General features: G+C 68.0%; 17 protein-coding genes. 5 read left to right on the forward strand and 12 right to left on the reverse strand.

Annotation, left to right across the window (positions count from 1 at the left end; all coding sequences use genetic code 11):
* Window positions 1-77 precede the first annotated feature (77 nt).
* The 5 genes from ACVWZ7_RS03230 (at window position 78) to ACVWZ7_RS03250 (ending at window position 6,971) form a co-directional block, all read left to right on the forward strand.
* Window positions 78-1,166: a threonine aldolase family protein gene (locus ACVWZ7_RS03230; RefSeq protein WP_456509058.1), complete on the forward strand. Its 1,089-nt coding sequence runs from the start codon at window positions 78-80 to the stop codon at window positions 1,164-1,166.
* A 69-nt stretch (window positions 1,167-1,235) separates the two neighbouring features.
* Window positions 1,236-1,883, forward strand: coding sequence for a DUF3000 domain-containing protein (locus ACVWZ7_RS03235; RefSeq protein ID WP_456506968.1), 648 nt, complete (start codon window positions 1,236-1,238; stop codon window positions 1,881-1,883).
* 61 nt (window positions 1,884-1,944) lie between these two features.
* Window positions 1,945-3,303 carry an HRDC domain-containing protein gene (locus tag ACVWZ7_RS03240; RefSeq protein WP_344365711.1) on the forward strand — a complete coding sequence of 453 codons (1,359 nt, stop codon included), beginning with the start codon at window positions 1,945-1,947 and terminating at the stop codon, window positions 3,301-3,303.
* 255 nt (window positions 3,304-3,558) lie between these two features.
* Window positions 3,559-4,800, forward strand: a complete 1,242-nt coding sequence (locus ACVWZ7_RS03245; RefSeq protein ID WP_344365742.1) for a thiolase family protein — start codon at window positions 3,559-3,561, stop codon at window positions 4,798-4,800.
* On the forward strand, window positions 4,797-6,971 hold the full coding sequence (locus tag ACVWZ7_RS03250; RefSeq protein ID WP_456506969.1) for a 3-hydroxyacyl-CoA dehydrogenase NAD-binding domain-containing protein: 2,175 nt from the start codon (window positions 4,797-4,799) through the stop codon (window positions 6,969-6,971). The genes ACVWZ7_RS03245 and ACVWZ7_RS03250 overlap by 4 nt, the downstream gene beginning before the upstream one ends.
* Window positions 6,972-7,014: 43 nt before the next feature.
* Here ACVWZ7_RS03250 and ACVWZ7_RS03255 read toward each other — a convergent pair whose 3' ends face one another.
* From ACVWZ7_RS03255 to ACVWZ7_RS03310, 12 genes are all read right to left on the reverse strand, one after another.
* The gene (locus ACVWZ7_RS03255) at window positions 7,015-8,013 is read right to left on the reverse strand and encodes a hypothetical protein (RefSeq protein WP_456506970.1); all 999 of its coding nucleotides are present in this window, start codon (window positions 8,011-8,013) and stop codon (window positions 7,015-7,017) included.
* A gap of 54 nt (window positions 8,014-8,067) precedes the next feature.
* Window positions 8,068-9,612, reverse strand: a complete 1,545-nt coding sequence (locus ACVWZ7_RS03260; RefSeq protein WP_456506971.1) for an ABC transporter ATP-binding protein — start codon at window positions 9,610-9,612, stop codon at window positions 8,068-8,070.
* Complete coding sequence (locus ACVWZ7_RS03265; RefSeq protein WP_456506972.1) at window positions 9,609-10,367, reverse strand: energy-coupling factor transporter transmembrane component T; 759 nt, start codon at window positions 10,365-10,367, stop codon at window positions 9,609-9,611. The genes ACVWZ7_RS03260 and ACVWZ7_RS03265 overlap by 4 nt, the downstream gene beginning before the upstream one ends.
* Window positions 10,368-10,400: 33 nt before the next feature.
* The gene (locus tag ACVWZ7_RS03270; protein WP_456506973.1) at window positions 10,401-11,222 is read right to left on the reverse strand and encodes an ECF transporter S component; all 822 of its coding nucleotides are present in this window, start codon (window positions 11,220-11,222) and stop codon (window positions 10,401-10,403) included.
* 124 nt (window positions 11,223-11,346) lie between these two features.
* Complete coding sequence (locus tag ACVWZ7_RS03275; protein WP_456506974.1) at window positions 11,347-12,375, reverse strand: nucleoside hydrolase; 1,029 nt, start codon at window positions 12,373-12,375, stop codon at window positions 11,347-11,349.
* 47 nt (window positions 12,376-12,422) lie between these two features.
* On the reverse strand, window positions 12,423-13,400 hold the full coding sequence (locus tag ACVWZ7_RS03280; protein WP_456506975.1) for an aldo/keto reductase: 978 nt from the start codon (window positions 13,398-13,400) through the stop codon (window positions 12,423-12,425).
* Between the two features lie 53 nt (window positions 13,401-13,453).
* Complete coding sequence (locus ACVWZ7_RS03285; RefSeq protein ID WP_116768179.1) at window positions 13,454-13,672, reverse strand: helix-hairpin-helix domain-containing protein; 219 nt, start codon at window positions 13,670-13,672, stop codon at window positions 13,454-13,456.
* A gap of 67 nt (window positions 13,673-13,739) precedes the next feature.
* Window positions 13,740-14,297, reverse strand: coding sequence for a hypothetical protein (locus tag ACVWZ7_RS03290; RefSeq protein ID WP_116768180.1), 558 nt, complete (start codon window positions 14,295-14,297; stop codon window positions 13,740-13,742).
* A gap of 76 nt (window positions 14,298-14,373) precedes the next feature.
* Window positions 14,374-16,347, reverse strand: coding sequence for a 1-deoxy-D-xylulose-5-phosphate synthase (gene dxs / locus ACVWZ7_RS03295; protein WP_456506976.1), 1,974 nt, complete (start codon window positions 16,345-16,347; stop codon window positions 14,374-14,376).
* A gap of 162 nt (window positions 16,348-16,509) precedes the next feature.
* On the reverse strand, window positions 16,510-19,323 hold the full coding sequence (locus tag ACVWZ7_RS03300; RefSeq protein WP_116768182.1) for an aconitate hydratase: 2,814 nt from the start codon (window positions 19,321-19,323) through the stop codon (window positions 16,510-16,512).
* A 192-nt stretch (window positions 19,324-19,515) separates the two neighbouring features.
* Window positions 19,516-20,931 carry a class I SAM-dependent RNA methyltransferase gene (locus tag ACVWZ7_RS03305; RefSeq protein WP_456506977.1) on the reverse strand — a complete coding sequence of 472 codons (1,416 nt, stop codon included), beginning with the start codon at window positions 20,929-20,931 and terminating at the stop codon, window positions 19,516-19,518.
* Window positions 20,928-22,904, reverse strand: coding sequence for an APC family permease (locus ACVWZ7_RS03310; protein WP_202615915.1), 1,977 nt, complete (start codon window positions 22,902-22,904; stop codon window positions 20,928-20,930). The genes ACVWZ7_RS03305 and ACVWZ7_RS03310 overlap by 4 nt, the downstream gene beginning before the upstream one ends.
* Window positions 22,905-23,028 lie beyond the last annotated feature (124 nt).

A 23,028-nucleotide genomic window follows, 5' to 3' on the forward strand; every position in this document is an offset into this window, starting at 1 on the left:
TAGCGCCGTCTCCGGACTTAGCGACCGGACTTAGCCCTTGCGGGCCGACCTCTTAGACTGAAAGCGTGAGCAAAGCGATGACCAGCACAGTTGAAACTGCCCCTGCCAGCACTGCGGTGCGGCTCCATGATCCCTCCGTCCGCGGCTTCGCCTCGGACAACTACTCCGGCGTGCACCCGGAGGTCCTCGCGGCCCTGGCTGCCGCCAACGAAGGCCATCAGGTCTCCTACGGCGAGGACGAGTACACCGCCCGCCTGCAGAAGCTAATGGAAGACCACTTCGGCGACGGCATCGAGTGCTTCCCCGTTTTCAACGGCACCGGCGCCAACGTCCTGTCCCTGCAGTCGCTGCTGCCGCGCTGGGGTGCCGTAATCTGCGCCTCCACCGCCCACATCAACATGGACGAGAACGGCGCACCGGAGCGGATCGGCGGCATCAAGCTCCTGCAGGTCCCCACCACCGACGGCAAGCTCACGCCTGCCCTGATCGACCAGGAAGCCTGGGGCTGGGGCGATGAGCACCGCGCCCAGCCGCTGGCCGTCTCCATCACCCAGACCACCGAACTCGGCACGTGCTACACCCCGGAGGAGGTCCGGGCCATCGCGGAGCATGTCCACTCCAAGGGCATGAAACTGCACATGGACGGCGCCCGGCTGGCCAACGCCGCCGCGCACCTCGGCGTTCCGCTGCGGGCCTTCACCCGCGATGCCGGCGTGGACATCCTCTCCTTCGGCGGCACCAAGAACGGCCTGCTGTTTGGCGAGGTTGTCATCGCGCTGAACCCGGATGCCGCCCACGGCCTGATCTACCTGCGCAAGATGAACATGCAGCTGGCCTCGAAGATGCGCTTCATGTCAGCGCAGTTCATTGCCCTGCTCGAGGGGGATCTGTGGCTGCGGTCGGCCTCGCACGCCAACACCATGGCCGCCCGGCTGCGCGCCGGCGTCGAGTCGATCCCCGGCGTCACGCTGAGCCAGAAGACTGAGTCCAACGGCGTCTTCGCCATCCTGCCTGCCGGTGTCGCAGACCGGCTGCGTACGTCCTTCCGCTTCTACGACTGGAATGAGGCGGCCCGTGAGGTCCGCTGGATGTGCTCCTTCGACACCACCGAGGAAGACGTTGATTCGTTCATTGCGGCCATCAAGCGCGAGCTCGCAGCTGCCTGAGCCCTGCACTGCTTCCCCTGTCCGGCGGCGAGCCTGCCGGGCAGGGGCACGGCCGTTGCATAATCTTCCATGGTGAGCTCCCTCGATCAGGTTCCGGCAGATTTCCTCTTCGCCTTGGGGACCCTTCGACAGGCTCGGTGCCGCAGCGAACTTCACCTGGATGAAATTCCGGCGCCGTCGCGGCTGGCACCGTTCGCCGTCGCCCTGGGCGCAGAAGTGATCGGCCCGGGCGAATCCGCCGGCGGTGCGATCCACGGCCCGGCCGCTGCGGCTTTGGCGCGTGCGTCCGGCAGCGACGACGTCGAACTCGCCACCGGCCGCTTCATTCTGCTCCACGATCCCGACGGCTCGGCCGTGTGGGACGGGGAGTTCCGGATCGTCACGTACATCCGCGCCCAGCTGGAACCTGAGATGGGCAACGACGAACTGCTGGGATCGGTGGCGTGGACCTGGCTGGTCGAGGCGCTGGACAACCACCAGGCGCCCTACCGCTCCGCCGGCGGCACGGCCACCAGGGTGCTCTCAGAGAGCTTTGGAACGTTGTCGGACCGGCCGGATTCGATCGACATCGAACTCCGGGCTTCCTGGACCCCCGCCACCCCGGACATCACCTCGCACCTGGAGGCGTGGTCGGACATGGTCTGCACCTTCGCCGGGCTGCCGCCCCTGCCCGAGGGTGTCACCCCCCTTCCCCGGCGCCCCCGCGGACACGCGTGAGGCGTTTATTCGGCCACGGTCACGGCCTTATACGCCATGTTGTCGGTAAACTGTAGAGACCATGACCCCTCAAAATCCGGAAATCAGCACGGCCGGCGCCGTTCACAATACGACAGAGGCCACTGACACCACAGCCCACATCACGGTGGAAGGCTTCGACAGCCTGGTCCCTGAAGTGATCGACCTCGACGCCCCCCGTGACGGCGTGCCTCTGGTCATCGAAACCCAGTCCGGGCTCGAACGCTGCGCCGCGGCCCTCGCCGCCGGCCACGGGCCCGCGGGCGTGGATGCGGAACGGGCCTCGGGCTTCCGCTACGGCCAGCGCGCCTTCCTCGTCCAGATCCGGCGCGAAGGCTCCGGGACCTGGTTGATCGATCCCGAACCGTTCGGGGACTTGAGCATTATCAATGACGCCCTGCGCGGCGTCGAATGGATCCTGCACGCCGCCAGCCAAGACCTCCCCTGCCTGTCCGAACTCGGCATGTGGCCGGACAAGCTCTTTGACACCGAGCTCGCCGCGCGGCTGGCCGGACTGCCCCGGGTGGGCCTCGCCGCCGTGATCGAACAGCTCCTGGGCTTCGGTCTGGCCAAGGAACACTCCGCCGCCGACTGGTCCACCCGACCGCTGCCGGAACCTTGGCTGCGCTATGCCGCCCTCGACGTCGAAGTACTCACCGAGCTGCGCGAGGAACTCATCGAACTCCTCGTCGCGGACGGCAAGCTGGAGTATGCCGAACAGGAATTCGCCGCCATCCTTGAGGCCGGACAGGCCCCGCCGCGCGTTGACCCGTGGCGCAAGACCTCCGGGCTGCACCAGATCCGGGACCGCCGCCAGCTGGCCGCGGTCAGGGAGCTGTGGCTGGAGCGCGATTCCCTGGCCCAGAAGCGCGACGTCGCCCCCGGCCGGCTGATCCCCGACTCCGCCCTCGTCGCCGCCGCCAAGGCCATGCCCACCACGGTCCCGCAGCTCCTTGGCACCAAGGGGTTCCATGGCCGCGCCGCTCAGCGCGAGGCTCCCCGCTGGCTGCGCTGCATCGCCACCGCCAGGGCCCTGGAAGACCTTCCCCCGCTGCACCTGCCCACCAACGCTCCCCCGCCGCCGCGCGTCTGGGCGGACAGGGACCCTGAGGCCGCCGCGCGGCTTGCCACGGCCCGCCCCAAGCTTCAGGGCAGGGCCGAGGAACTGAATCTGCCCGTGGAAAACCTCCTGACGCCTGACTACCTCCGCCGGGTCGCATGGCGTCCGCCAGCCGAACTCAGCGAGGAAGGCGTGGCCGAGGAGCTCGCGAACCTCGGAGCACGCCAGTGGCAGATCGAAATCACCGCTCCGCTCATCACCGAGGCCTTCCTGCACCCCGAGCCGCTGCCCGCCAAGGAGCCGAAAGCCTCCGCGGAGGTGCCATCCGGTTCCGCCGGATAGTCCACCCCTCACGGTAGACCTCGAACGCGGCTCCCCCGCCTCCTTGCCAGCTATGTTACTGGCGAGTAACATGATGCATGATGTCGCCCGGATTCCTCCTGCCTGCGGCAAGACCTGCACCAGGCCTTGCCGCAGGCGCGGATCCGGCACCCATGTCTCAATGAGGAGCACCACGTGAGCCCAGCCAGCACGAGCGGAACAACCAGCAGCGGGAAAACCAACAGCGCGAGTCCCCGCACCGTGGGTCCCCGCGCCATTCGCGAGGTCGTCTTCGTCGACGGCGTCCGCACCCCCTTCGGCCGCGCGGGCGAAAAAGGCATTTATGCCGGAACCCGCGCCGATGACCTCGTGGTTAAGTGCATCCGCGAACTGATGCGCCGCAACCCCTCGCTTCCGGCGGAACGGATCGACGAAGTCGCGATCGCCGCCACCACCCAGACGGGCGACCAGGGCCTGACCATCGGCCGCACCGCCGCCCTGCTCGCCGGGCTCCCGCGGACCGTGCCCGGCTTCGCGATCGACCGCATGTGCGCCGGCGCCATGACCGCCGTGACCACGACGGCAAGCGGAATCGGCTTCGGCGCGTACGACGTCGTCATTGCCGGCGGCGTGGAACACATGGGCAACCACCCGATGGGCGCCGGCGCCGACCCCAACCCGCGCTTCATGTCGGAGCGGCTCGTTGACCCGGCGGCCCTGAACATGGGCAACACGGCCGAGAACCTGCACGACCGCTTCCCGGCCATCACGAAGGAACGCACCGACGCCTACGCCGTCGCTTCCCAGGACAAGCTGGCCGCTGCCTACGCCAAGGACCAGATCCAGCCCGACCTCGTGCCGGTGGCCACGATGAAGCCGGGCCAGGGCTGGACGGTGAACACGGTGGATGAGCCGCCGCGCCCGGGCACGACGGTGGAGGACCTCGCCGCGCTGCGGACCCCGTTCCGTGCCCACGGCCGGGTCACGGCCGGCAATGCCGCCGGACTCAACGACGGCGCCACCGCCGCCCTGCTGGCCTCCGCGGACGCCGCGGAGGAACTCGGCCTGCCGGTCAGGATGCGCCTGGTGTCCTACGCCTTCGCCGGCGTCGAACCCGAGGTCATGGGCATCGGCCCGGTCCCGGCCACCGAGAAGGCACTGAAGAACGCCGGCCTCGGCATCGGGGACATCGGCCTCTTCGAGATCAACGAGGCTTTCGCCGTCCAGGTCCTCAGTTTCCTGGACCACTTCGGGATCGCCGACGACGACCCCCGCGTCAACCGCTACGGCGGCGCGATCGCCGTGGGACACCCGCTGGCGTCCTCCGGGGTCCGGCTGATGAACCAGCTGGCCCGGCAGTTCGAAGAAGACCCCACGGTCCGGTACGGCATGACCACCATGTGCATTGGCCTCGGCATGGGCGCCACCGTCATCTGGGAGAACCCGCACCACCCGGATTACGGCACGGAATACACAATCTCCGAATCCGCCACCACCACGACTGGAGCCACAGCATGAGCGCCGCTGATTTCCGCAAGCTTGCCGATCTCTTCCCGAACGAGACGGTCACACACTCCTACGTCCAGGACATCGAGCTCCCCGCCGCAGGCGGGAAGACAAATGATGGCAAGAGCCCCGGCACCTTTGCGCTCATCACGCTGGACAATGGCCTGGACCACTCCAAACCCACCACGCTCGGGCCCAACACCCTCGTGGAACTCGGGACGGTCCTGGAGGGGCTGAAGGAGCGCGCTGCCCGCGGCGAGATTGCCGGCGTGGGCGTTACAGGCAAGCCGTACTTCCTGGTGGCGGGCGCGGACCTGTCCACGGTCAAGTCGGTCAGCGGGCGTGAACAGGGCCTCTGGATGGCCCAGCTGGGCCACGACGTCTACGCCACCCTGGCCAATCTCGGCGTCCCGAGCTTCGCGTTCATCAACGGCCTGGCCCTGGGCGGCGGCCTGGAGATCGCGCTGCAGTCCACTTACCGGACCGTTTCCACGGGCGCCGGCGCGCTGGCGCTGCCGGAAGCCTTCATCGGGCTGATTCCGGGCTGGGGCGGGGTGTATATCCTGCCGCGGCTGATCGGGCCGGAGAACGCGCTCAAGGTCATGATCGAAAACCCGCTGAGCAACAACCGCACGCTCACCGGCCCGCAGGCCTTTGAGCTCGGCGTGGCGGACGCCATGTTCGAGCCCGCGGACTTCATTGAGCAGTCCGTCGCCTGGGCCGCGAAGGTCATTGCCGGCGCCGTGGCGCCGGAGCGGGCCAACGCCGTCGACCCCGCCGCTCCGGAGGTCGCAGCGCGCTGGGCGGCCGCCGTCGCGAAGGGCCGGGCCTTTGTCGAGGCCAAGACGTCCAATGCCTCCCCCGCGCCGGCCAAGGTCCTCGATGTCATGGAAGCCAACCGGACCCTGACGCAGGCGCAGTCCGCCGAACTCGAGTGCGACACCCTCGCGGACCTCATGCAGACCCCCGAGTTCCGCTCGACCGTCTACGCGTTCCTGGACCTCGTGCAGCGGCGCGCGAAGCGCCCTGCCGGCGCCCCGGACCGCAAGCTGGCCCGCCCGGTGGGCAAGGTGGGCGTCGTGGGCGCCGGCCTGATGGCAAGCCAGCTCGCCCTGCTCTTCGCCCGCCAGCTCAAGGTGCCGGTGGTGATGACGGACATCGACCAGGCCCGGGTGGACAAGGGGGTTGGCTACGTGCACGCCGAGGTGGACAAGCTGCTGACCAAGAAGCGGATCAGCCCCGACGCCGCGAACCGCACCAAGGCGCTGGTCACCGGCTCGGTGTCCAAGGAAGCCTTCGCGGACGCCGACTTCGTGATCGAGGCTGTCTTCGAGGAACTCAACGTCAAGAAGCAGGTCTTCAAGGAGGTCGAGGCGATCGTGTCGCCCGAGTGCATCCTTGCGACCAACACCTCGTCGCTGTCCGTCACGGCAATGGCCGCGGACCTCGAACACCCGGAGCGGCTCGTCGGGTTCCACTTCTTCAACCCCGTGGCAGTGATGCCGCTGCTGGAAATTGTCCGCGCACCGAAGACCGACGACGCAGTGCTGGCCACCGCCTTCGAGCTCGCCAAGGGGCTGAAGAAGTCCGCCGTTCTCGTCAAGGATGCCGCCGCATTCGTGGTCAACCGCGTTCTGCTGCGCCTCATGGGCGAAGTAACCGCCGCCTTCGACGAGGGCACCCCGGCGGAGGTCGCAGACAACGCGCTGCGGCCGATGGGCCTGCCGATGACTCCCTTTGTGCTTGGCGCCATGGTGGGCCTGCCGGTGGCCCAGCACGTCCAGGAGTCGCTGCACGCGGCCTTCGGGGACCGGTTCCGGGTTTCGGCGAACTTGCAGGCGCTGATCGACAACGGCGTGAAGTCCATCTGGGCTCCGGGTGCGGACGGCAAGCCAGTCATCCCGGCCGAGACCCTCGCGCTGATGTCCTTCGGCAGCAGCCCGTCCACCGCGGAGGAAGTCCTGCGCCGCACGCAAGACGCCCTTGCGGAGGAAATCGGGCTCATGCTCGAGGAGGGTGTCGTGGCCGGTCCGGAGGACATCGATCTCTGCATGATCCTTGGCGCAGGCTGGCCGATGTTCCTGGGTGGCATCACCCCGTATTTGGACCGGGTGGGCGCCTCGGAGCGAGTCAACGGCAAGAAGTTCCTGGCCCCGGGCGTAGCCTCCGAGCCCGCCGCCTGACCGGCCCCCAAGGGCGCGCAGAGCCGCCGCCGCTGTCCGCAGCCTACCCGGGTGCGGGCGGTGGCGGCGCCGCATCAAGGCCTCCTGTGCCGGCCGGAACAGCCACCGCGACGCGGTGGAAGTGTCGACCGGCAGAGGGCAGCCAGACAAGGACCGCAGGAACGAGGCCGGCGATGAGCGGCAGACCCTGGGTGGAGACCGTCAGGAGGATCCCTGACAGCAGGCCTCCCGGGGCGGCCGGACTCTGGGCGGATAAGGACGCAAAGCCGGCGATCGTGGCCAGTACGACAAGGGCGAGGCCCGCCAGCGGAATAAGGGTCACGATGGGCCGAACGAACGGTCTTCCACTCCGGACCGCCCCGGCACAGGCGAGGTCTGCAGCCGCCACCGAGGCAAGCGTCAGCCAAAGCACCAGCGCCGGAGTCGTGTTTCCGCCTGAACCAATACTTCCCGCAAGGAGGACCAGCCCCAGCACCGCCTGCAGCGCGGCAACAACGCCGGCGACGACCAGGATCCAGACCGATGCCACCACGGTTGGCGGCACGCGGTAGGGCGGGGGCTCCGAACCGGCTGATGTTTCCAGCGTCTGCGCAGCGCAGCGCGTGAAATAGGCGTTGGCCGGCGGCAGCCACATGAGTACCGTGGCCACGACCGCAACCACACCCATCGCACCGATGGGAGACAGCAGAACGTCCCCCCATGGCACTTCGCCGGCTGAGGGACCGCCGCGGACGAAGAAGAGCGCCGGAAGGATCACCGGATACGCCGACAGGACGACGCGTGCCAGCCGCCGGCCCCGTCTCAGGAGCAGGGCGAACACAGCACCGGCCACAAACGCTGCGGCACTGGCAACGTTGAGCGCCAGGGCCGGTAGGTACGTCGCCGGGGCGACCATCCCGCCGAAGGCCAGGATCATGAGCAACCCCATCAGTGTCCAGAGCGTTCCTACTGCCCCGATCACCAGCCATATACCGGACGAAATCGTCAGGACGGCCGGCACTGCGGCACTCGTGGCCGGGGCGGCGTCCGGTGTGGTGGTCATGGCCCAATGCTCGGCTACTGGCCGACCGCCCGGTAGGGTCACAAGCCCCGCCCGTCAGAGCTCCCGCAGGCTCCCGCCGTCGAGTTCAAGGATCCGGTGCGCGGTGGCGCGAGCGTAGGAGAGGTCGTGGGTGACCATTACGACGGCGGTCCCCCGCGCCGCCGCGGCGTCGACGGCTCTGCCGAGCCGTTCGAGTCCGTGCCGGTCCAGCCCCACGGTGGGCTCGTCCAGGGCCAGCACTGCCGGTTCGCGGGCCAGGACCGTGGCCAGGGCGAGCAGCCGCTGCTGTGAGGCGGACAGTTCGGCCGGGTGGACCGCCCCGGCAGTGGCGGAAAGCCCGACGGCGTCCAGCGCCGCCCGTGCCCTGCCCTCGGCTTCAGCCTTGCCGAAGAGCTGCCGGAGGCCGAAGGCGGCTTCCCGCAGGACAGTCCGTTCGAAGAGCTGGTCCCGGGGGTGCTGGAACAGCAGGCCTACCGAGGCCGCGACAGTTCCGACCGGCACGCCGGCAATGCTGCGCCCGCAGACCAGCACCTCCCCCTCCGAAGGCCGTAACAGACCATTGAACTGCCGCAATAGCGTCGACTTGCCGGCTCCGTTGGGACCGGTCACGGCGATGATCTCGCCTTGGTGAACGGCGAGGTCCACGTCCCGCAGGACCCGTTGCCGGGGACCGGTCCCGCGCCGCCGCTGGTCCTGGCCGTAGCCGAACCCGACGCCGCATAGTTCAAGGCATGGTTCGAGCGCTGCCGACCGGGGTCCAGGTACGGCGGGAGACGCCGGGCCCGGACCGGGGACTGCGCCGGCGTCAGGGCGGTGAGTTCCGGGCACAAGCACCCCGGCGTGTTCCAGCTCGGCCGAGCCGATCAGCTGTGCCGGCGCCCCCGCGGCGGTGACTGTCCCGGCGTCGAGGACGGTCCAGTGCGTGGCTTCGCGGGCAAGCCGGTCGGCAGACTGGCTCAGCAGGACGACGCCGGTCCCGGCCATACAGAGGCTGCGTACCAAGTCCTCGATCCGGGCGGCTCCGGCCGCGTCCAGCGATCCCAGCGGCTCGTCAAGAATGAGCATGTCCGGTTCGGTGATGACGGCGCAGCCCACGGCGAGCCTGCGCAGCTCGCCGCCGGAGAGGGTGGCCGGGTCGCGGTCCGGTAGCCCGGACAGGCCGGTCCGCGCGGCAGTGCGCTCGACTGCGCGGAGCATGTCCTCCCGTGGCGTCGCGCGGAGTTCCAGGCCGAAGGCCAGCTCCTCGGCGACTGTGGCGCGCACCGTGGAAAGCATCGAGGCGGCGTCCTGCGGGACAAAGGCCACGCGGCGGGACCATTCGGCCGGGTTGATCCGCGGGTCGCCGGGCGCGCCTGCGAACTCCAGTCGGGTGCCGTCGAGCTCGAGGCTGCCGCGGAACTCCCCCGCCTGGCCGGCACGCAGCCAGGCTGCCAGCAGTTTTCCGAGCGTGGACTTTCCGCTCCCGGAGCCGCCCAGGACGGCGGTCAGGGAGCCGGGCGTGACTGAAAGAGTTACATCGCGCAGCGCCGGCTGGCTCTCGCCATGAAACGTGAAGGCATCAATCCGCGCCCGGAGAGCCGTGCGGGTGGCCGCCGTCACGACGGGCCTCCGGCAGGCCAGGAGACAACGAGCCGCGCAGCGACGGCTGCGGCAGCGAGCACGAATGCTGCGGCCCGGAAGAGCCGCTGGGCAGGCGGGTCGGCGACGTCGCGGTATCTGGTGCGGGGTCCCGGGCTGCCGAACCCGCGGGCCTCGAGCGCCTGGGCGCGGCTGCCGGCGTCGTCCATTAGGGCCAGAACCAGCGGAATCATCTGCAGGCGCAGCGCGCCGGCGCGCGACCACAGGCCGCCGCGGATCACCATCCCGCGCGTTTCCTGGGCCTGCCGGATCCGGTCCAGGCGGCCCGCGACGGCAGGCAGGAGGGTCAGGGTGGAGGCCAGGACGAACCCGAACTGCGGCGGGATCCGGCGGGCCGAGAGGGCCGAGACGAGGTCCGGAACGCTCACCGTGAAGGAAAAGAGGAGGAACACCAGGACGCAGGCGGCGGTCCGGGTTCCGAGCTCCAGCGCAAATCGCAGGCCCTCGGCGGTGACCCGTGCCGGTCCCCACGCAGCGAGGACAGTATGGCCTTCGGGGAAGAAGAGCCCGTGCAGCACCAGCAAGGACAGGAACAGGGGCACCAGGATCACCGCCGCGGCGGACAGGACCCGCCCCGCGACTCCACGGCGCACCGCGACGACCGCGGAGGCGAGTCCGACGGCGACGGACAACGGCCAGCTGGCTGCCGCCGTCGTGATGACGGCAGTACAGGCCGCCGCAGTCAGCGCGGTGAAGGGGTGAAGGCGCAGGGTCATAGGATCAGGGCCGCAGTGTCACAGCGTCATTGTTCAGGCGTCGGGCGCCGACGGGGCTTTGCCGGCGAGTACGCGGAAGCGCCGGACGAAGGGGAACTGGAACGTGGTGCGGCGGGGCAGGGCGTAGGCCAGCAGCGCCGCGATGGTGAAGACGATCGCTTTGTCCATGGGGTCCGAAATCAGGGCCTGCTTGGTGATGGCGGCCAGGAGGGTGTCCCCCATGGCGCGGAAGGCGCTGACGATCGCACCGGTGCCGAGGCCGGACGTGCCGCCAAAGACGAAGGCGGCGATCGGGGCGGAGACGACGCCCGCGAGGATGCCGGTGATGAAGCCGGCCACGGGTGCGAGGTAGAAGCGGCGGAACAGGCCGACGCGGGCAGCCATGCCGGCGAGGAAGCCGATGAGGGCGGCGCCGCCGGCGAACGGCAGGACCGTGGGGTTGAAGAAGGACCAGACGATGCTGCTCAGCGCACCCGTGGCGGCGCCGGCGGCCGGGCCGGCGAGGACCCCGATCAGCACGGTGCCGATCGCGTCGATGTAGAACGGCAGGCCGGTGCTGCCCATGAGCTGTCCGAGGACCACGTTCAGGACAAGTGCCACGGGGATGAGGACCAGAGTGGAAGTGGGAAGGACCGGCAGGACGGCGACAATCAGCAGCACAGCGCCGAGCAGGAAGCCCCCGAGGGCCACGAGGGCCGAGAAACTTGCCGGGCCGTTGGCAATGTCAGCGGGCTGGGTCAGCACCAGGAAGACGTAGGTGGCGGCGATGGATGCGGCGCCGGCGATTTCGAGCAGGCGGCGACCGCGGCCGGCCGCCTGTCCAGGGTCCGTGACCGTAAGAGCTGGCTGTGACATGGGAGGTGTTCCTTTGGGTGGGTGCGACAACATCCGCCTCATGTCACCTCGGCGCAGCTACCATCCTAGCGATCCGCGGACCCGCACGGGAACCCACTGGCCGCCCCGCCTCAGGCGGAACGCCTCAGGTGCCCGGCGACCGCGCACCCACGGCGCGTCCAAGGGCACCAATTGAGGAAATCAGTTCGTCGAAGCAGCGCTCGGGGTGGTTATCGGACACAATCCTGGCGTTGGGCGGCAGCCCCCAGAGCCCGCGGAAGTCTGCCACCGTGGTGCCGATCAGCAGCGGAGAGTCCGATTCGACGTCGACCGTGGCCGGGCGGGTGGTGAACGGTGTGCGTCCCGCGGCAACGCACGCCGCGAAGGCGTCGTGCACGTGCGCCACATAGCCTTGGTCGTAGAGCCGGTGGAATTCGAAGTAGAAGCGCAGGGCGTCGGACAGACAGGCGACGAGCGGGTTCCCGGACCGGCTGCGCAGGCCCCCGGGCTGCTCCGGGAGGACCAGTTCAGGCTCCGGCGCGCCCGCGGCCTCGCTCAAGCGCCGCAAGTGCTCCGGTTGCATCTCGATCCGCTCGGTGGTCTCCAGCGCACAGACGATCGGCAGCTTGTCCTCGGGCAGCCCGCGGTAGGCGGCGAACACTTCCTTAGCGGCGTGCGGGTCCACCGAGGTGTTCCATTCGGCCGTCGGGGTGGTGTTGCCCTGGTAGTAGTAGCTGCCGCCCATGATGACGAGCCCCTTCAGCAGCAGAGGGAGCTCCGGTTCGCGGCGCAGGGCGAGAGCAAAGTTGGTCAGCGGGCCGGTGATCAGTCCGGTGATCTCCCCCGGATGTGCCCGCACCTCCTCCACCCAGACGTCGACGGCGTGCCGCGCCGAGATGTGTTGGACCGGCGCCGGCAGCTCGGCGTAGCCGATTCCCTGCGGCCCGTGGGTCTCCTCGGTGGTGACCAGCGGGATTTCCAGCGGAACTTCGGCGCCGATGGCCACCTCGATGCCTTGGCGGCCGCACAACTCCAGCAGGGCCAGGTTGTTCAACGCCACCTGCCGCGCCCCGACGTTCCCGGCGGTGCAGGTGATGGCTTGGATCCGGACGTCGGGCCGGGACAGCAGATAGACCAGTGCCAGCGCGTCGTCGATCCCGGTGTCGACGTCCATGAGGATCGATTGGGTATTCAGCGCCGGATCGCTCGAGGCTTGATTGGTCAGAACAGTGCCACCTTGGGCGTGCGCGGGAAGATGTCGTCCAGCTCGGCGAGCTCGGCAGGGCTGGGCTTCCAGGCCACGGCCGCGGCGTTCTGGCGCACCTGCTCCGGCGTAGTGGCACCGGCGATGACGCTGCTGACGGACGGCTGGGCAGCCAGCCAGGAGAACGCCACCTGGACCTCGGTGAGACCGCGGGCGGCAGCGAAGTCGCCGAAGGCACCCAGCTGTTCCCAGTCGGCGTCGTTCACCAGGTTGGTGCGGGTGTGGCTGAGCCGGGAGCCCTCGGGAGCGCGGCCGGCGGAGTACTTGCCGGTGAGCAGGCCATTGGCGAGGGGAAAATACGGCAGGACGCCCAGGCCGTAGGCCTCGGCGGCGGGGGTCACCTCAAGCTCCGCACGGCGGTCCAGCAGGTTGTAGTGGTTCTGGCTGGAGATAAAGCGCACTCCCCCGCGGGCGCGGGCCACGAACTCGGCCTCGGCGATCTGCCAACCAGCCCGGTTGGAGTGCCCGATGTAGCGGACCTTGCCGCTGGTCACGAGGTCCTCGAGGGCTGAGAGCGTCTCATCGATGGGCGTCAGCGGGTCCGGGGTGTGGAACTGGTAGAGGTCGATCCAGTCCGTGCCGAGCCGGCGCAGCGAGGCTTCCGCGGCCTTGATGATGTAGCGGCGGGATCCGCGGGCGCCGAAGTCCTCGCCGTTGGCGCCGCGCATGTCCATGCCGAATTTCGTGCCGATCACGGCGTCGTCCCGGCGTGAGCCAAGGGCCCTGCCCAGCATTGTCTCGCTGAGTCCGGGTTCCCGGCCGTAGGTGTCCGCGACGTCGAAGAAGGTGATCCCGGCGTCCAGGGCGGCATGCACGACGGCGTCCGTGCCCTCCTGCGATTCCGTCACGGTCCCGGGCCGGCCCAGGTTGTTGCAGCCAAGTCCCACGACCGAGACGGATAGTCCGGAATTTCCCACACGGCGGTATTCAGTCATGGATTTACCCTATAACGGCCGGTCGGGCGTCCCGTCCAACGCCGCCGTCACGGCTATCCCGCGGGCAGTTCCAGGCCGTGCTCGTCCATGGCGTCCTGGAGCTGCGCGAGGGTGCGCGGGCAGACGCCCGGCATCCCGGCAAGCCGGCGACGGCCAAGCTCCACGAGATGCTCGAGGGTTTCCACCCCCGCGTGCGCGAGCGACTTGCGCGCCGGCGCCGCCAGTCCCGCGGGGAGCGGTGTGCTGCCTGGTTGAGAGGATTTTCGCGTCATTGCGTTGCCTTTCAGTCGGTTGCCCCCAAACTGATGCGAGCCGTGCAGGGCTCCTTGCCGGTGTTGGCTAGAGCGTGAAGCTGCTGGCCGGTTTCGGTGAGTGTTTGAGCTTGAAGGTCTCCTCGCCAAACGGCGCGGCCCCAATGCTCAGCTTGGTGAAGTCCAGGTCCTCGCCCCGGATGCAGACCTTGATGGCGTTGACCGTCTTGTTGACGTCCGGGGTGAGGCAGAAGATGTTGAGCCGGCCATCTGAAAACTCGCTCCGGTCCACGATCCCCAGGCCCCGCCAGGCCAGATGGCTGATGAGGGCATCCTTGGCTTTCTCCTCGAGGTACTTGTCGCGGCTGGTCCCCTCCTTGGTCTTCAGGGCGTACTGGGCCACCACCCAGAACTGTTCTTCGTCCGGAATTTCGGCGTAGCCGTCCTCGGCGCATTGCACCGCGAAGGCGTCCATGAGGCGCTCGGCAACTTCGGCGTCTTCGACGTCGGTCTCGTCGGTTTTGCTTTGGTGACCGACGACGCCGTGGTTCATCACGAACTGGCTGTAGTCCTCGTCAAACCAGGCCTCCCTGAACTGCAGGGTGCCCTCTTCGTCGCGTTTGTAAACCCGGATAATTCCACTCATATGCCAGTTCCTTCCTGGGCCGCACGGCGCCGCCAAGGGTGGGGCCGTACGGGGTCGTGCTCAACAGACGTGCTGGCTACAGCAGCGGCAGGCTGCCGGTGCTGGGGTGTTCGTGCCCGGGCAAGGGACGCGCGAACGGCACCTTGGTGCCCAGGACCTGGGCGACGACGTCGTGCGTGATCTGCTGGGCGGTCAGCCCGACGCGTTCGAGGACCTGTTTGCGGGTGCCGTGATCGAGGAATTCGACCGGGAGGCCGACCTCGTTGAGGGCGGTATCCACTCCGGCGGCGCGCATCTCCTGGCGGATCCGCGAGCCGACGCCGCCGGCGCGCACACCGTCCTCGATGCAGATGACCAGGCGGTGGTTCGCGGCGAGGTCGATGATGGACCGCCGGACCGGGAGGACCCAGCGGGGATCCACCACCGTGGAGCTGATCCCCTGGGCGCCGAGCCGGTTGGAGACGTCCAGCGCGAGTTCGGACATGGCGCCGACGCTCACGATCAGGACGTCGTTCTCCGTGGAGCCTGCGGGGCGGCGGGCGAGCACATCGACGCCGTCGCCCAGGCGTTCGAGCGCCTCGACCTCGGCGCCGACGCTGCCCTTGGAGTAGCGGATCACGCTGGGGGCGTCTTCGATGGCCACGGCCTCGCGCAGTTCCTCCCGCAGCCGTGTGGCGTCGCGCGGTGCGGCGAGGTGGAGGCCGGGGACGATCTGGACCATGGCCATGTCCCACATGCCATGGTGGCTCGCGCCGTCGGGCCCGGTGACCCCGGCCCGGTCCAGGACGATCGTGACGCCTGCCTTGTGCAGGGCCACGTCCATCAGCAGCTGGTCGAAGGCACGGTTCAGGAACGTTGCGTAGACGGCGACCACCGGGTGCAGTCCCCCGAACGCCATTCCGGCCGCCGAGGTGAGGGCGTGCTGCTCGGCGATGCCGACATCGAACACGCGGTCCGGGTGCCGGGCGGCGAACTTGTGCAGCCCGACCGGGATCAGCATGGCCCCGGTGATGCCGACGATGTCCTTGCGCTCGTCGGCAATGTCGGCGATCTCATCGGCGAACACGGCCGTCCAGGACTTGGCGCCACCGGCCTCGGCGGGGGCGCCGGTCTCCGGGTCGATGATCCCGACCGCATGGAACTGGTCCGCTTCATGGGCGCGGGCCGGAGCGTAACCGTGGCCTTTTTCCGTCATGGCGTGCACGATCACGGGCCCGGCATAGTTCTTCGCCGTGGAGAGGGCGTTTTCCATGGCCTGGAGGTTGTGGCCGTCCACCGGGCCGATGTACTTCATGCCGAGGTCCTCGAACATGCCCTGCGGAGCCCACCAGTCCTTGAGGCCCTTCTTCATGGCGTGCAGGCTCTTGTAGGTGAACTGTCCCGCGGGGCCGCCGTTCTGCAGCCTGCGCTTCCACCATTCGAGCGTGCCTTCATAGGCGGGGGCGGCGCGGAGGGAATCGATGGTGGGACGCAGGGATGCAAGGTAGTCGGCGAACCCGCCGACGGTCGGGGCGTAGGAGCGTCCGTTGTCGTTGACCACAATGACGACGCGGCGCTTCTTGTCCGCCGCGATGTTGTTGAGGGCCTCCCAGGCCATGCCGCCGGTCAGGGCACCGTCGCCCACCACCGCGACGACGAAGCGGTCGCCGTCGCCGGTCAGTTGCCGGGCGCGGGAGATGCCGTCGGCCCAGGACAGTGACGAGGACGCGTGCGAGCTTTCCACGATGTCGTGCTCGGATTCTCCGCGGTCCGGGTAGCCCGAGAGGCCGCCCTGCTGGCGGAGGGTGCTGAAATCCTGGCGGCCGGTGAGGAGTTTGTGGACGTAGGACTGGTGACCGGTGTCAAAGACAATGCTGTCGCGGGGGGAATCGAAGATCCGGTGTACCGCGATGGTGAGCTCGACGACGCCGAGGTTCGGGCCCAGGTGCCCTCCCGTCTGGGAGACGTTGCCGATCAGGAAATCCCTGACCTCGGCTGCCAGCTGATCCAGCTGCGCCCCGGACAACTTACTCAGGTCCTGCGGATTCCGGATGGTGTCCAAGATTCCCAACGGCCCCTCCTTCGGGTGGTAGACATGCCTTTTAACTCTAACGCCTCCGGGGAACGCCCGCTGCCGGACCGGCGCAGGAACACCGAAGGAACGCAGAAGCCCCGGCCGGTCAATGACCGGCCGGGGCCGCTACTGCTGTGTCTCCCGGCGGGAGGACCTCCGCTAGTTCGCGGAGATCTGGCGCAGCACGTACTGCAGGATGCCGCCGTTGCGGTAGTAGTCCGCTTCGCCCGGGGTGTCGATGCGCAGGACCGCGTCGAAGGACGTGACGGAACCGTCCTCGGCCGTGGCGGTGACCTTGAGCGTCTTCGGCGTGGTGCCTTCGTTCAGGGCGGTGACGCCCTCAACAGCGTAGGTTTCCGTGCCGGTCAGGCCCAGGCTGGCGGCGTTCTGGCCGGCCGGGTACTGCAGCGGCAGGACGCCCATGCCGATCAGGTTGGAGCGGTGGATGCGCTCGTAGCTCTCGGCAACAACAGCCTTGACGCCCAGCAGTGCCGTGCCCTTGGCTGCCCAGTCGCGGGACGAGCCGGAGCCGTACTCCTTGCCGGCCAGGACCACCAGCGGGGTGCCCGCGGCCTGGTAGTTCTGCGCGGCGTCGTAGACGTAGGCCTGCGGGCCGTCGGCCTGGGTGAAGTCGCGGGTGAAACCGCCCTCGACGCCGTCCAGGAGCTGGTTCTTGATGCGGATGTTCGCGAACGTGCCGCGGATCATGACCTCGTGGTTGCCACGGCGTGAGCCGTAGGAGTTGAAGTCCTTGCGCTCCACACCGTTGGCCAGCAGGTACTGTCCGGCCGGGGTGTCCGACTTGAAGGAACCGGCCGGTGAGATGTGGTCCGTGGTGACGGAATCGCCGAGCTTAAGCAGCACGCGCGCACCGGTGATGTCCTGGACCGGCTCCGGCTGGGCCTTCATGCCCTCGAAGTACGGGGGCTTCCGGACATACGTGGACTTCTCGTCCCAGGCGAAGGTGTCACCGGCCGGGGTGTCGAGTGCCTTCCAGCGGTCGTCGCCTTCGAAGACGCCCTCGTAGCCGCGGGCAAACATTTCCTTATCGATCGAGGAATCAATGACCTGCTGGACCTCGACCGGGTTCGGCCAGATGTCCTTCAGGAAGACATCGTTGCCGGCCTCGTCCTGGCCCAGGGCATCGTTGTCGAAGTCGAAGTCCATGGAACCGGCCAGGGCGTAGGCGATGACCAGCGGCGGGGAAGCCAGGTAGTTCATCTTCACGTCCGGGTTGATCCGGCCTTCGAAGTTGCGGTTACCGGAGAGCACAGCCGTGACCGAGAGGTCGTTGGCCTGGATGGCCTCGGAGATCTCGGCGTCCAGCGGACCGGAGTTGCCGATGCACGTCGCGCAGCCGTAGCCGACGATGTAGAAGCCGAGCTTCTCCAGGTACGGGGTCAGGCCCGACTTGTTGTAGTAGTCCGTGACAACCTTGGAACCGGGGGCGACCGAAGTCTTGACCCACGGCTTGGAGGTCAGGCCCTTGTCGACGGCGTTGCGGGCCAGCAGTGCGGCGGCCAGCATCACAGACGGGTTGGACGTGTTGGTGCAGGACGTGATCGAGGCGATCGAGACTGCACCATGGTCCAGTTCGAACTCGCGGCCGTCGGCGGTGGTGACGCTGACCTTGTTGGACGGGCGTCCGTTGGACTTCGGGCCGTGGGCGTGCGGGGCCTGGTCCGTGACGTGGCTTGCCGAGCCCGTGAAGGACGGCGAGTCGGACGCCGGGAAGCTCTCGTCGATTGCTTCGTCGACGCTTCCGCCAGCGAGGTCTTCCTTCACGTAGTTGCGCAGGTCCTCGCGGAACTGAGCCTTGGACTCGGTGAGGATGATGCGGTCCTGCGGGCGCTTCGGGCCGGAGATCGACGGAACAACCGTGGACAGGTCCAGCTCGAGGTACTCGGAGAATTTGATCTCCTTGGAAGGATCGTGCCAGAGGCCCTGTTCCTTCGCGTAGGACTCGACGAGGGCGACGTTCTCTTCGGACCGGCCGGTGAGGCGCAGGTAGTCGAGGGTGACATCGTCGATCGGGAACATCGCGGCGGTGGAGCCGAACTCGGGGCTCATGTTGCCGATGGTGGCGCGGTTGGCCAGCGGCACAGCCGCGACGCCTTCGCCGTAGAACTCCACGAACTTGCCCACCACGCCGTGCTGGCGCAGCTGCTCGGTGATGGTGAGGACGACGTCGGTGGCGGTGGCGCCGGCCGGGATGGAGCCGGTCAGCTTGAAGCCCACGACGCGCGGGATGAGCATGGAGACGGGCTGGCCGAGCATGGCAGCCTCGGCCTCGATGCCGCCAACGCCCCAGCCCAGCACGCCCAGGCCGTTGACCATGGTCGTGTGCGAGTCGGTGCCGACGCAGGTGTCCGGGTACGCCCGGACCACGCCGTCAACTTCACGGGTCATGACGGTGCGGGCCAGGTATTCGATGTTGACCTGGTGCACGATGCCGGTGCCGGGGGGGACAACCTTGAAGTCATCAAATGCCGTCTGGCCCCAGCGCAGGAACTGGTAGCGCTCACCGTTGCGCTGGTATTCAATCTCCATGTTGCGCTCCAGTGCGCCGGAGTTGCCGAAGGCGTCAATCTGGACGGAGTGGTCAATGACCATTTCCGCCGGTGCCAGCGGGTTGACCCTCTTCGGGTCACCGCCGAGCTCCTTGACAGCCTCACGCATGGTGGCGAGGTCAACGACGCAGGGCACGCCGGTGAAGTCTTGCATGATCACGCGCGCCGGCGTGAACTGAATTTCGGTGTCGGGCTCGGCGCTGGGGTCCCAGCCTGCCAGTGCACGGACGTGGTCGGCCGTGATGTTGGCACCGTCCTCGGTCCTCAACAGGTTTTCTAGCAATACCTTGAGGCTGAACGGAAGGTTTTCTGCACCTTCGACGGAGTTCAACCGGAAAATTTCGTATTCGGTTCCGGCTACATTAAGTTTGCCTTTTGAACCGAAGCTGTCCACAATGCTCATCGCAGGACTCCTCTCGCAACAGTTTCATCTTTGTCGCGCCGCTGAACCCTTGCTAGTTAGGTCTGCCTAACTAATACAGGCATCAGTACATGGTTGTAGGCGATGCAGGTACGGAACGCAGGGAACAGCCGTCTCACTAACAGCAGGTGTGATGGAGCGCGACGACGGACTACTACGCCCATCCTAGTAGCATCACGGTTGGGGAGTCAGTAACGCCACAGTCTCCATGTGGTGGGTGTGCGGGTAGAGGTCGAAGGCGCGCAGCGCCGCCATCCCCCAGCCGCCCTGCCGGAAATAGCCGAGGTCGCGGGCGAACGACGCCGGATCGCAGGACACATACGCGATGGCCCGGGGACCGGCGTCGATCAGCTGTTTGACCACCGCTTTGCCGGCCCCGGCACGCGGCGGATCCAGGATCAGGGCGTCAAAGTTGCGGGGTTTCTGCCGCAGCACCCGCTCCACGCGGCCCTGGACAATTTCCACCTGGGCGGCGTCGTGCAGGTTCTTGCGCGCATCGCGGCTGGTTCCCGGCGCCCCCTCCACCGACAGTACGGAGCCCGTCACGCCCACGGCATCGGCCAGGGGCGCCGTGAACAGCCCGGCCCCGGCGTAGAGGTCAGCCACCACGGAGCCAGGCGCGAGGTAACCGCCGTCGTGCAGGAAGCCGGTGACGGCCCCGACGAGCGTGTCCGGGCCGTCCCGGTGGATCTGCCAGAAGCCGTCGCCCGTGACCCGGTAGTCGTGGCCGGCCGCAGATTCCTGAACATAGGTGCGGCCGCGCAGTTGCAGGACCTCGCCGGTGGTCGGGTGCAAACTGGCCACCGAGACGTCGTCGGGCAGCTGCGCCAGGATGCTGCTGAGCCGCTTGGACCTGGTCCCCGGTGCGGGCACCAGCAGCACGAGCGGCCGGGAGCCGTTCGCCGGGGCGGCGACCTCGACGCGGTCGATACCCTGCAGGTCGATATCCCAGAGCTGGAGTGCGTTGATGGCATCCACGGCCAGCGGCATCTCCCGAACGGGCAGGATGGCGTCGGAGCGGTGGGCGTGCATGCCGAGCTTGCCTGCGGGGTTCACGGCGAAGGCGGCACGTGTCCGCCAGCCCAGGCCGGCCACGGCGGCATCGCCGTCCCCTGTGTCAGGTCCCGTGCGCTCCGCTGCGCCTTCCGCGGTGTGGCCCCCGGCGGCAGTGCCGACGGCTTCGACGGTGATCTGCCCTGAGGGCGAAAGGTCGACGCCGGCCAGCCGCTTAAGCTGTTCGGCCAAAACCTCGGCCTTGAGACTGCGCTGGCGTGCCAGGGAGATGTGGCCAAGTTCGGCACCGCCGACCGGCGGATGACGGTGAGACCATGAACGGCCGGAGTCGGCAAGGTCCCAGAAATGCGGTACGCGGTCCGGCGACGGTTCCAGGACCTCCACCACATCGGCACGCCAGAATTTGGCGGACGGGCCGTCATCGGTGAGCCGGACGCGGACTTTCTCGCCGGGAATGCCGTGGCGGACGAACACGACGCGGCCCTCATGCCGGGCCACGCAGTGCCCGCCGTGGGCGACAGGCCCGACGTCGACGACGAGCTCGGTGTGGGTGTGCGTCCGGGCGTCCTGGGTCATTGGATGTCCTGCAGTTTCTTGGCTTCTTCGGATGACTTCAGCTGCCACGGCACACTGGCCACCATGACACCGGGCTCGAAGTGCAGCCGAGTCTTGATGCGGAGGGCGGTCTGGTTATGGACCAGCTGCTCCCACCATTTGCCGACCACGTACTCCGGGATGTAGACCACGATCAGGTCGCGCGGCGAATCGCGGCGCATGTTCTTGATGTACTCCATGATCGGAGTCACGGTTTCGCGGAACGGGCTGGCAAGCACCGTCAGGGGCACCGGGATTTCGAGTTTCTCCCAGTCGGCGACAGTCGCCTCGGTCTCCTCCGGGCTGATGTCCACGGTGATGGCGTCCAGCCGCGACGGGCGGGAGGCCCGGGCGTAGGCGAGGGCGCGCAGCACGGGTTTGCGGACGTGGGAGACGAGCAGCACTGCGTGCACACGGGTGGGCAGGGCGCGCGGCGAGGAGTCCTCGTCCACGGCGAGTTCCTTGGCCACGTTGTCGTAGTGCGCCCGGATGCTCCACATGATCAGGAACAGCACGAACATGGCGAGCAGCGCGATCCAGGCGCCCTGCGTGAACTTGGTGATGAGGACGATCACCAGAACCAGGCCGGTCATGCCGAAGCCCACTGTATTGATGGTGCGGGACTTGATGATGCGCAGCCGGACGGCGGAGTCCTTGGACAGTTTCAGTTCCCGGCCCCAGTGCCGGATCATGCCCAGCTGGCTCATCGTGAAGGAGATGAAGACGCCCACGATGTAGAGCTGGATGAGCTTTGTGACGTCGGCGTTGAACGCGATGATCAGTACCAGGGCACCCGCCGCCAAGGCCAGAACGCCGTTGCTGAAGGCCAGCCGGTCGCCGCGGGTGCGCAGCTGGCGCGGCAGGTAGCCGTCCTGGGCAAGGATGGAGCCGAGCACCGGGAAGCCGTTGAACGCCGTGTTGGAGGCGAACACGAGGATGACGCCGGTGGCGGCCACCACGATGTAGAACGGGATGGAACCCGCGCCGAAAACGGTCTGCGCAATCTGGCTGATGGCCGGATTCTGGATGTACCCCTCCTCCAGGGGCTTGCCGTTCAGGAGGAATTCCGTGGCCGGATCCTGCACGATGTGCACCTTGGTGGCGTTGGCCAGGTAGATGATGCCGGCGAGCATGGCGGAGGCAATGACGCCGAGCAGCAGCAGTGTGGTGGCCGCGTTCTTGCTCTTGGGCTTCTTGAAGTTGGGCACGCCGTTGCTGATGGCCTCGACGCCGGTCAGGGCCGCGGCGCCGGAAGAGAAGGCGCGCAGCAGTAGGAACGCGCCGGCCAGCCCGACGAGACCCTGATCGAATTCCGGTTGCGGCACGATCGTGAAGGCCGCCGACGGCGCCTGGCCCAGCTGTCCGGTCACGGCCTGGAAGATGCCGACGGCGGTCATGCCAAGGATGGAGGCCATGAAGATGTAGGTCGGTACGGCAAAGACGCTGCCGGCTTCCCGGATGCCGCGAAGGTTCACGAGGGCCAGGATCACGACGCCGATGGTGGCAATTGCGGCCTGCTGGCCATGCAGGGAGGGAACCGCGGTGGTCAGGTAGGTCGCGGCCGATGACATGGAGACGGCCACGGTCAGCACGTAGTCAACCAGCAGCGCGGCGGCCACGGTGAGGCCCGCATACTTGCCCAGGTTCACGTTGGCGATCTCGTAGTCGCCGCCGCCGGAGGGATAGGCGTGGACGTTTTGGCGGTAGGAGGCCACGACGGTCAGGAGCACCACCATGACGGCGAGGCCCACCCACGGCGAGATAGCGACGGCACTCACGCCGGCCAGGGCCAGGGTCAGGAGGATTTCATCCGGCGCGTAGGCCACGGAAGACAGTGCGTCCGAGGCGAAAATGGGTAGCGCGATCCGCTTCGGCAAGAGCGTGTGGGCCAGACGGTCGTTCCGGAAGGGCTTGCCTACCAGCACCCGCTTCACGGCATTGAAAATTGTCAGCACCACACAAAGCTAGTCTGATTCGGACGCGATGTCATGACGGCGAAGTCGGCGTGCGCAATGATCCGCCCGGAGGCCCGCGGCCTTGGCCTTCGTGCGTCCCGTGGCCGGTAGAGTTTTACGCAGT

It is taken from the genome of Arthrobacter sp. TE12232 (genome assembly GCF_054062615.1).

What these genes read in the sequence shown, in the direction of transcription:
- ACVWZ7_RS03250 (WP_456506969.1), top strand. Translation starts at nt 4,797, where the DNA reads ATGAGCGCCGCTGATTTCCGCAAGCTTGCCGATCTCTTCCCGAACGAG.
- ACVWZ7_RS03300 (WP_116768182.1), bottom strand. Translation starts at nt 19,323, where the DNA reads ATGAGCATTGTGGACAGCTTCGGTTCAAAAGGCAAACTTAATGTAGCC.
- ACVWZ7_RS03255 (WP_456506970.1), bottom strand. Translation starts at nt 8,013, where the DNA reads ATGACCACCACACCGGACGCCGCCCCGGCCACGAGTGCCGCAGTGCCG.
- ACVWZ7_RS03270 (WP_456506973.1), bottom strand. Translation starts at nt 11,222, where the DNA reads ATGTCACAGCCAGCTCTTACGGTCACGGACCCTGGACAGGCGGCCGGC.
- ACVWZ7_RS03265 (WP_456506972.1), bottom strand. Translation starts at nt 10,367, where the DNA reads ATGACCCTGCGCCTTCACCCCTTCACCGCGCTGACTGCGGCGGCCTGT.
- ACVWZ7_RS03280 (WP_456506975.1), bottom strand. Translation starts at nt 13,400, where the DNA reads ATGACTGAATACCGCCGTGTGGGAAATTCCGGACTATCCGTCTCGGTC.
- ACVWZ7_RS03285 (WP_116768179.1), bottom strand. Translation starts at nt 13,672, where the DNA reads ATGACGCGAAAATCCTCTCAACCAGGCAGCACACCGCTCCCCGCGGGA.
- ACVWZ7_RS03305 (WP_456506977.1), bottom strand. Translation starts at nt 20,931, where the DNA reads ATGACCCAGGACGCCCGGACGCACACCCACACCGAGCTCGTCGTCGAC.
- ACVWZ7_RS03275 (WP_456506974.1), bottom strand. Translation starts at nt 12,375, where the DNA reads ATGGACGTCGACACCGGGATCGACGACGCGCTGGCACTGGTCTATCTG.
- ACVWZ7_RS03240 (WP_344365711.1), top strand. Translation starts at nt 1,945, where the DNA reads ATGACCCCTCAAAATCCGGAAATCAGCACGGCCGGCGCCGTTCACAAT.
- ACVWZ7_RS03290 (WP_116768180.1), bottom strand. Translation starts at nt 14,297, where the DNA reads ATGAGTGGAATTATCCGGGTTTACAAACGCGACGAAGAGGGCACCCTG.
- ACVWZ7_RS03235 (WP_456506968.1), top strand. Translation starts at nt 1,236, where the DNA reads ATGGTGAGCTCCCTCGATCAGGTTCCGGCAGATTTCCTCTTCGCCTTG.
- ACVWZ7_RS03230 (WP_456509058.1), top strand. Translation starts at nt 78, where the DNA reads ATGACCAGCACAGTTGAAACTGCCCCTGCCAGCACTGCGGTGCGGCTC.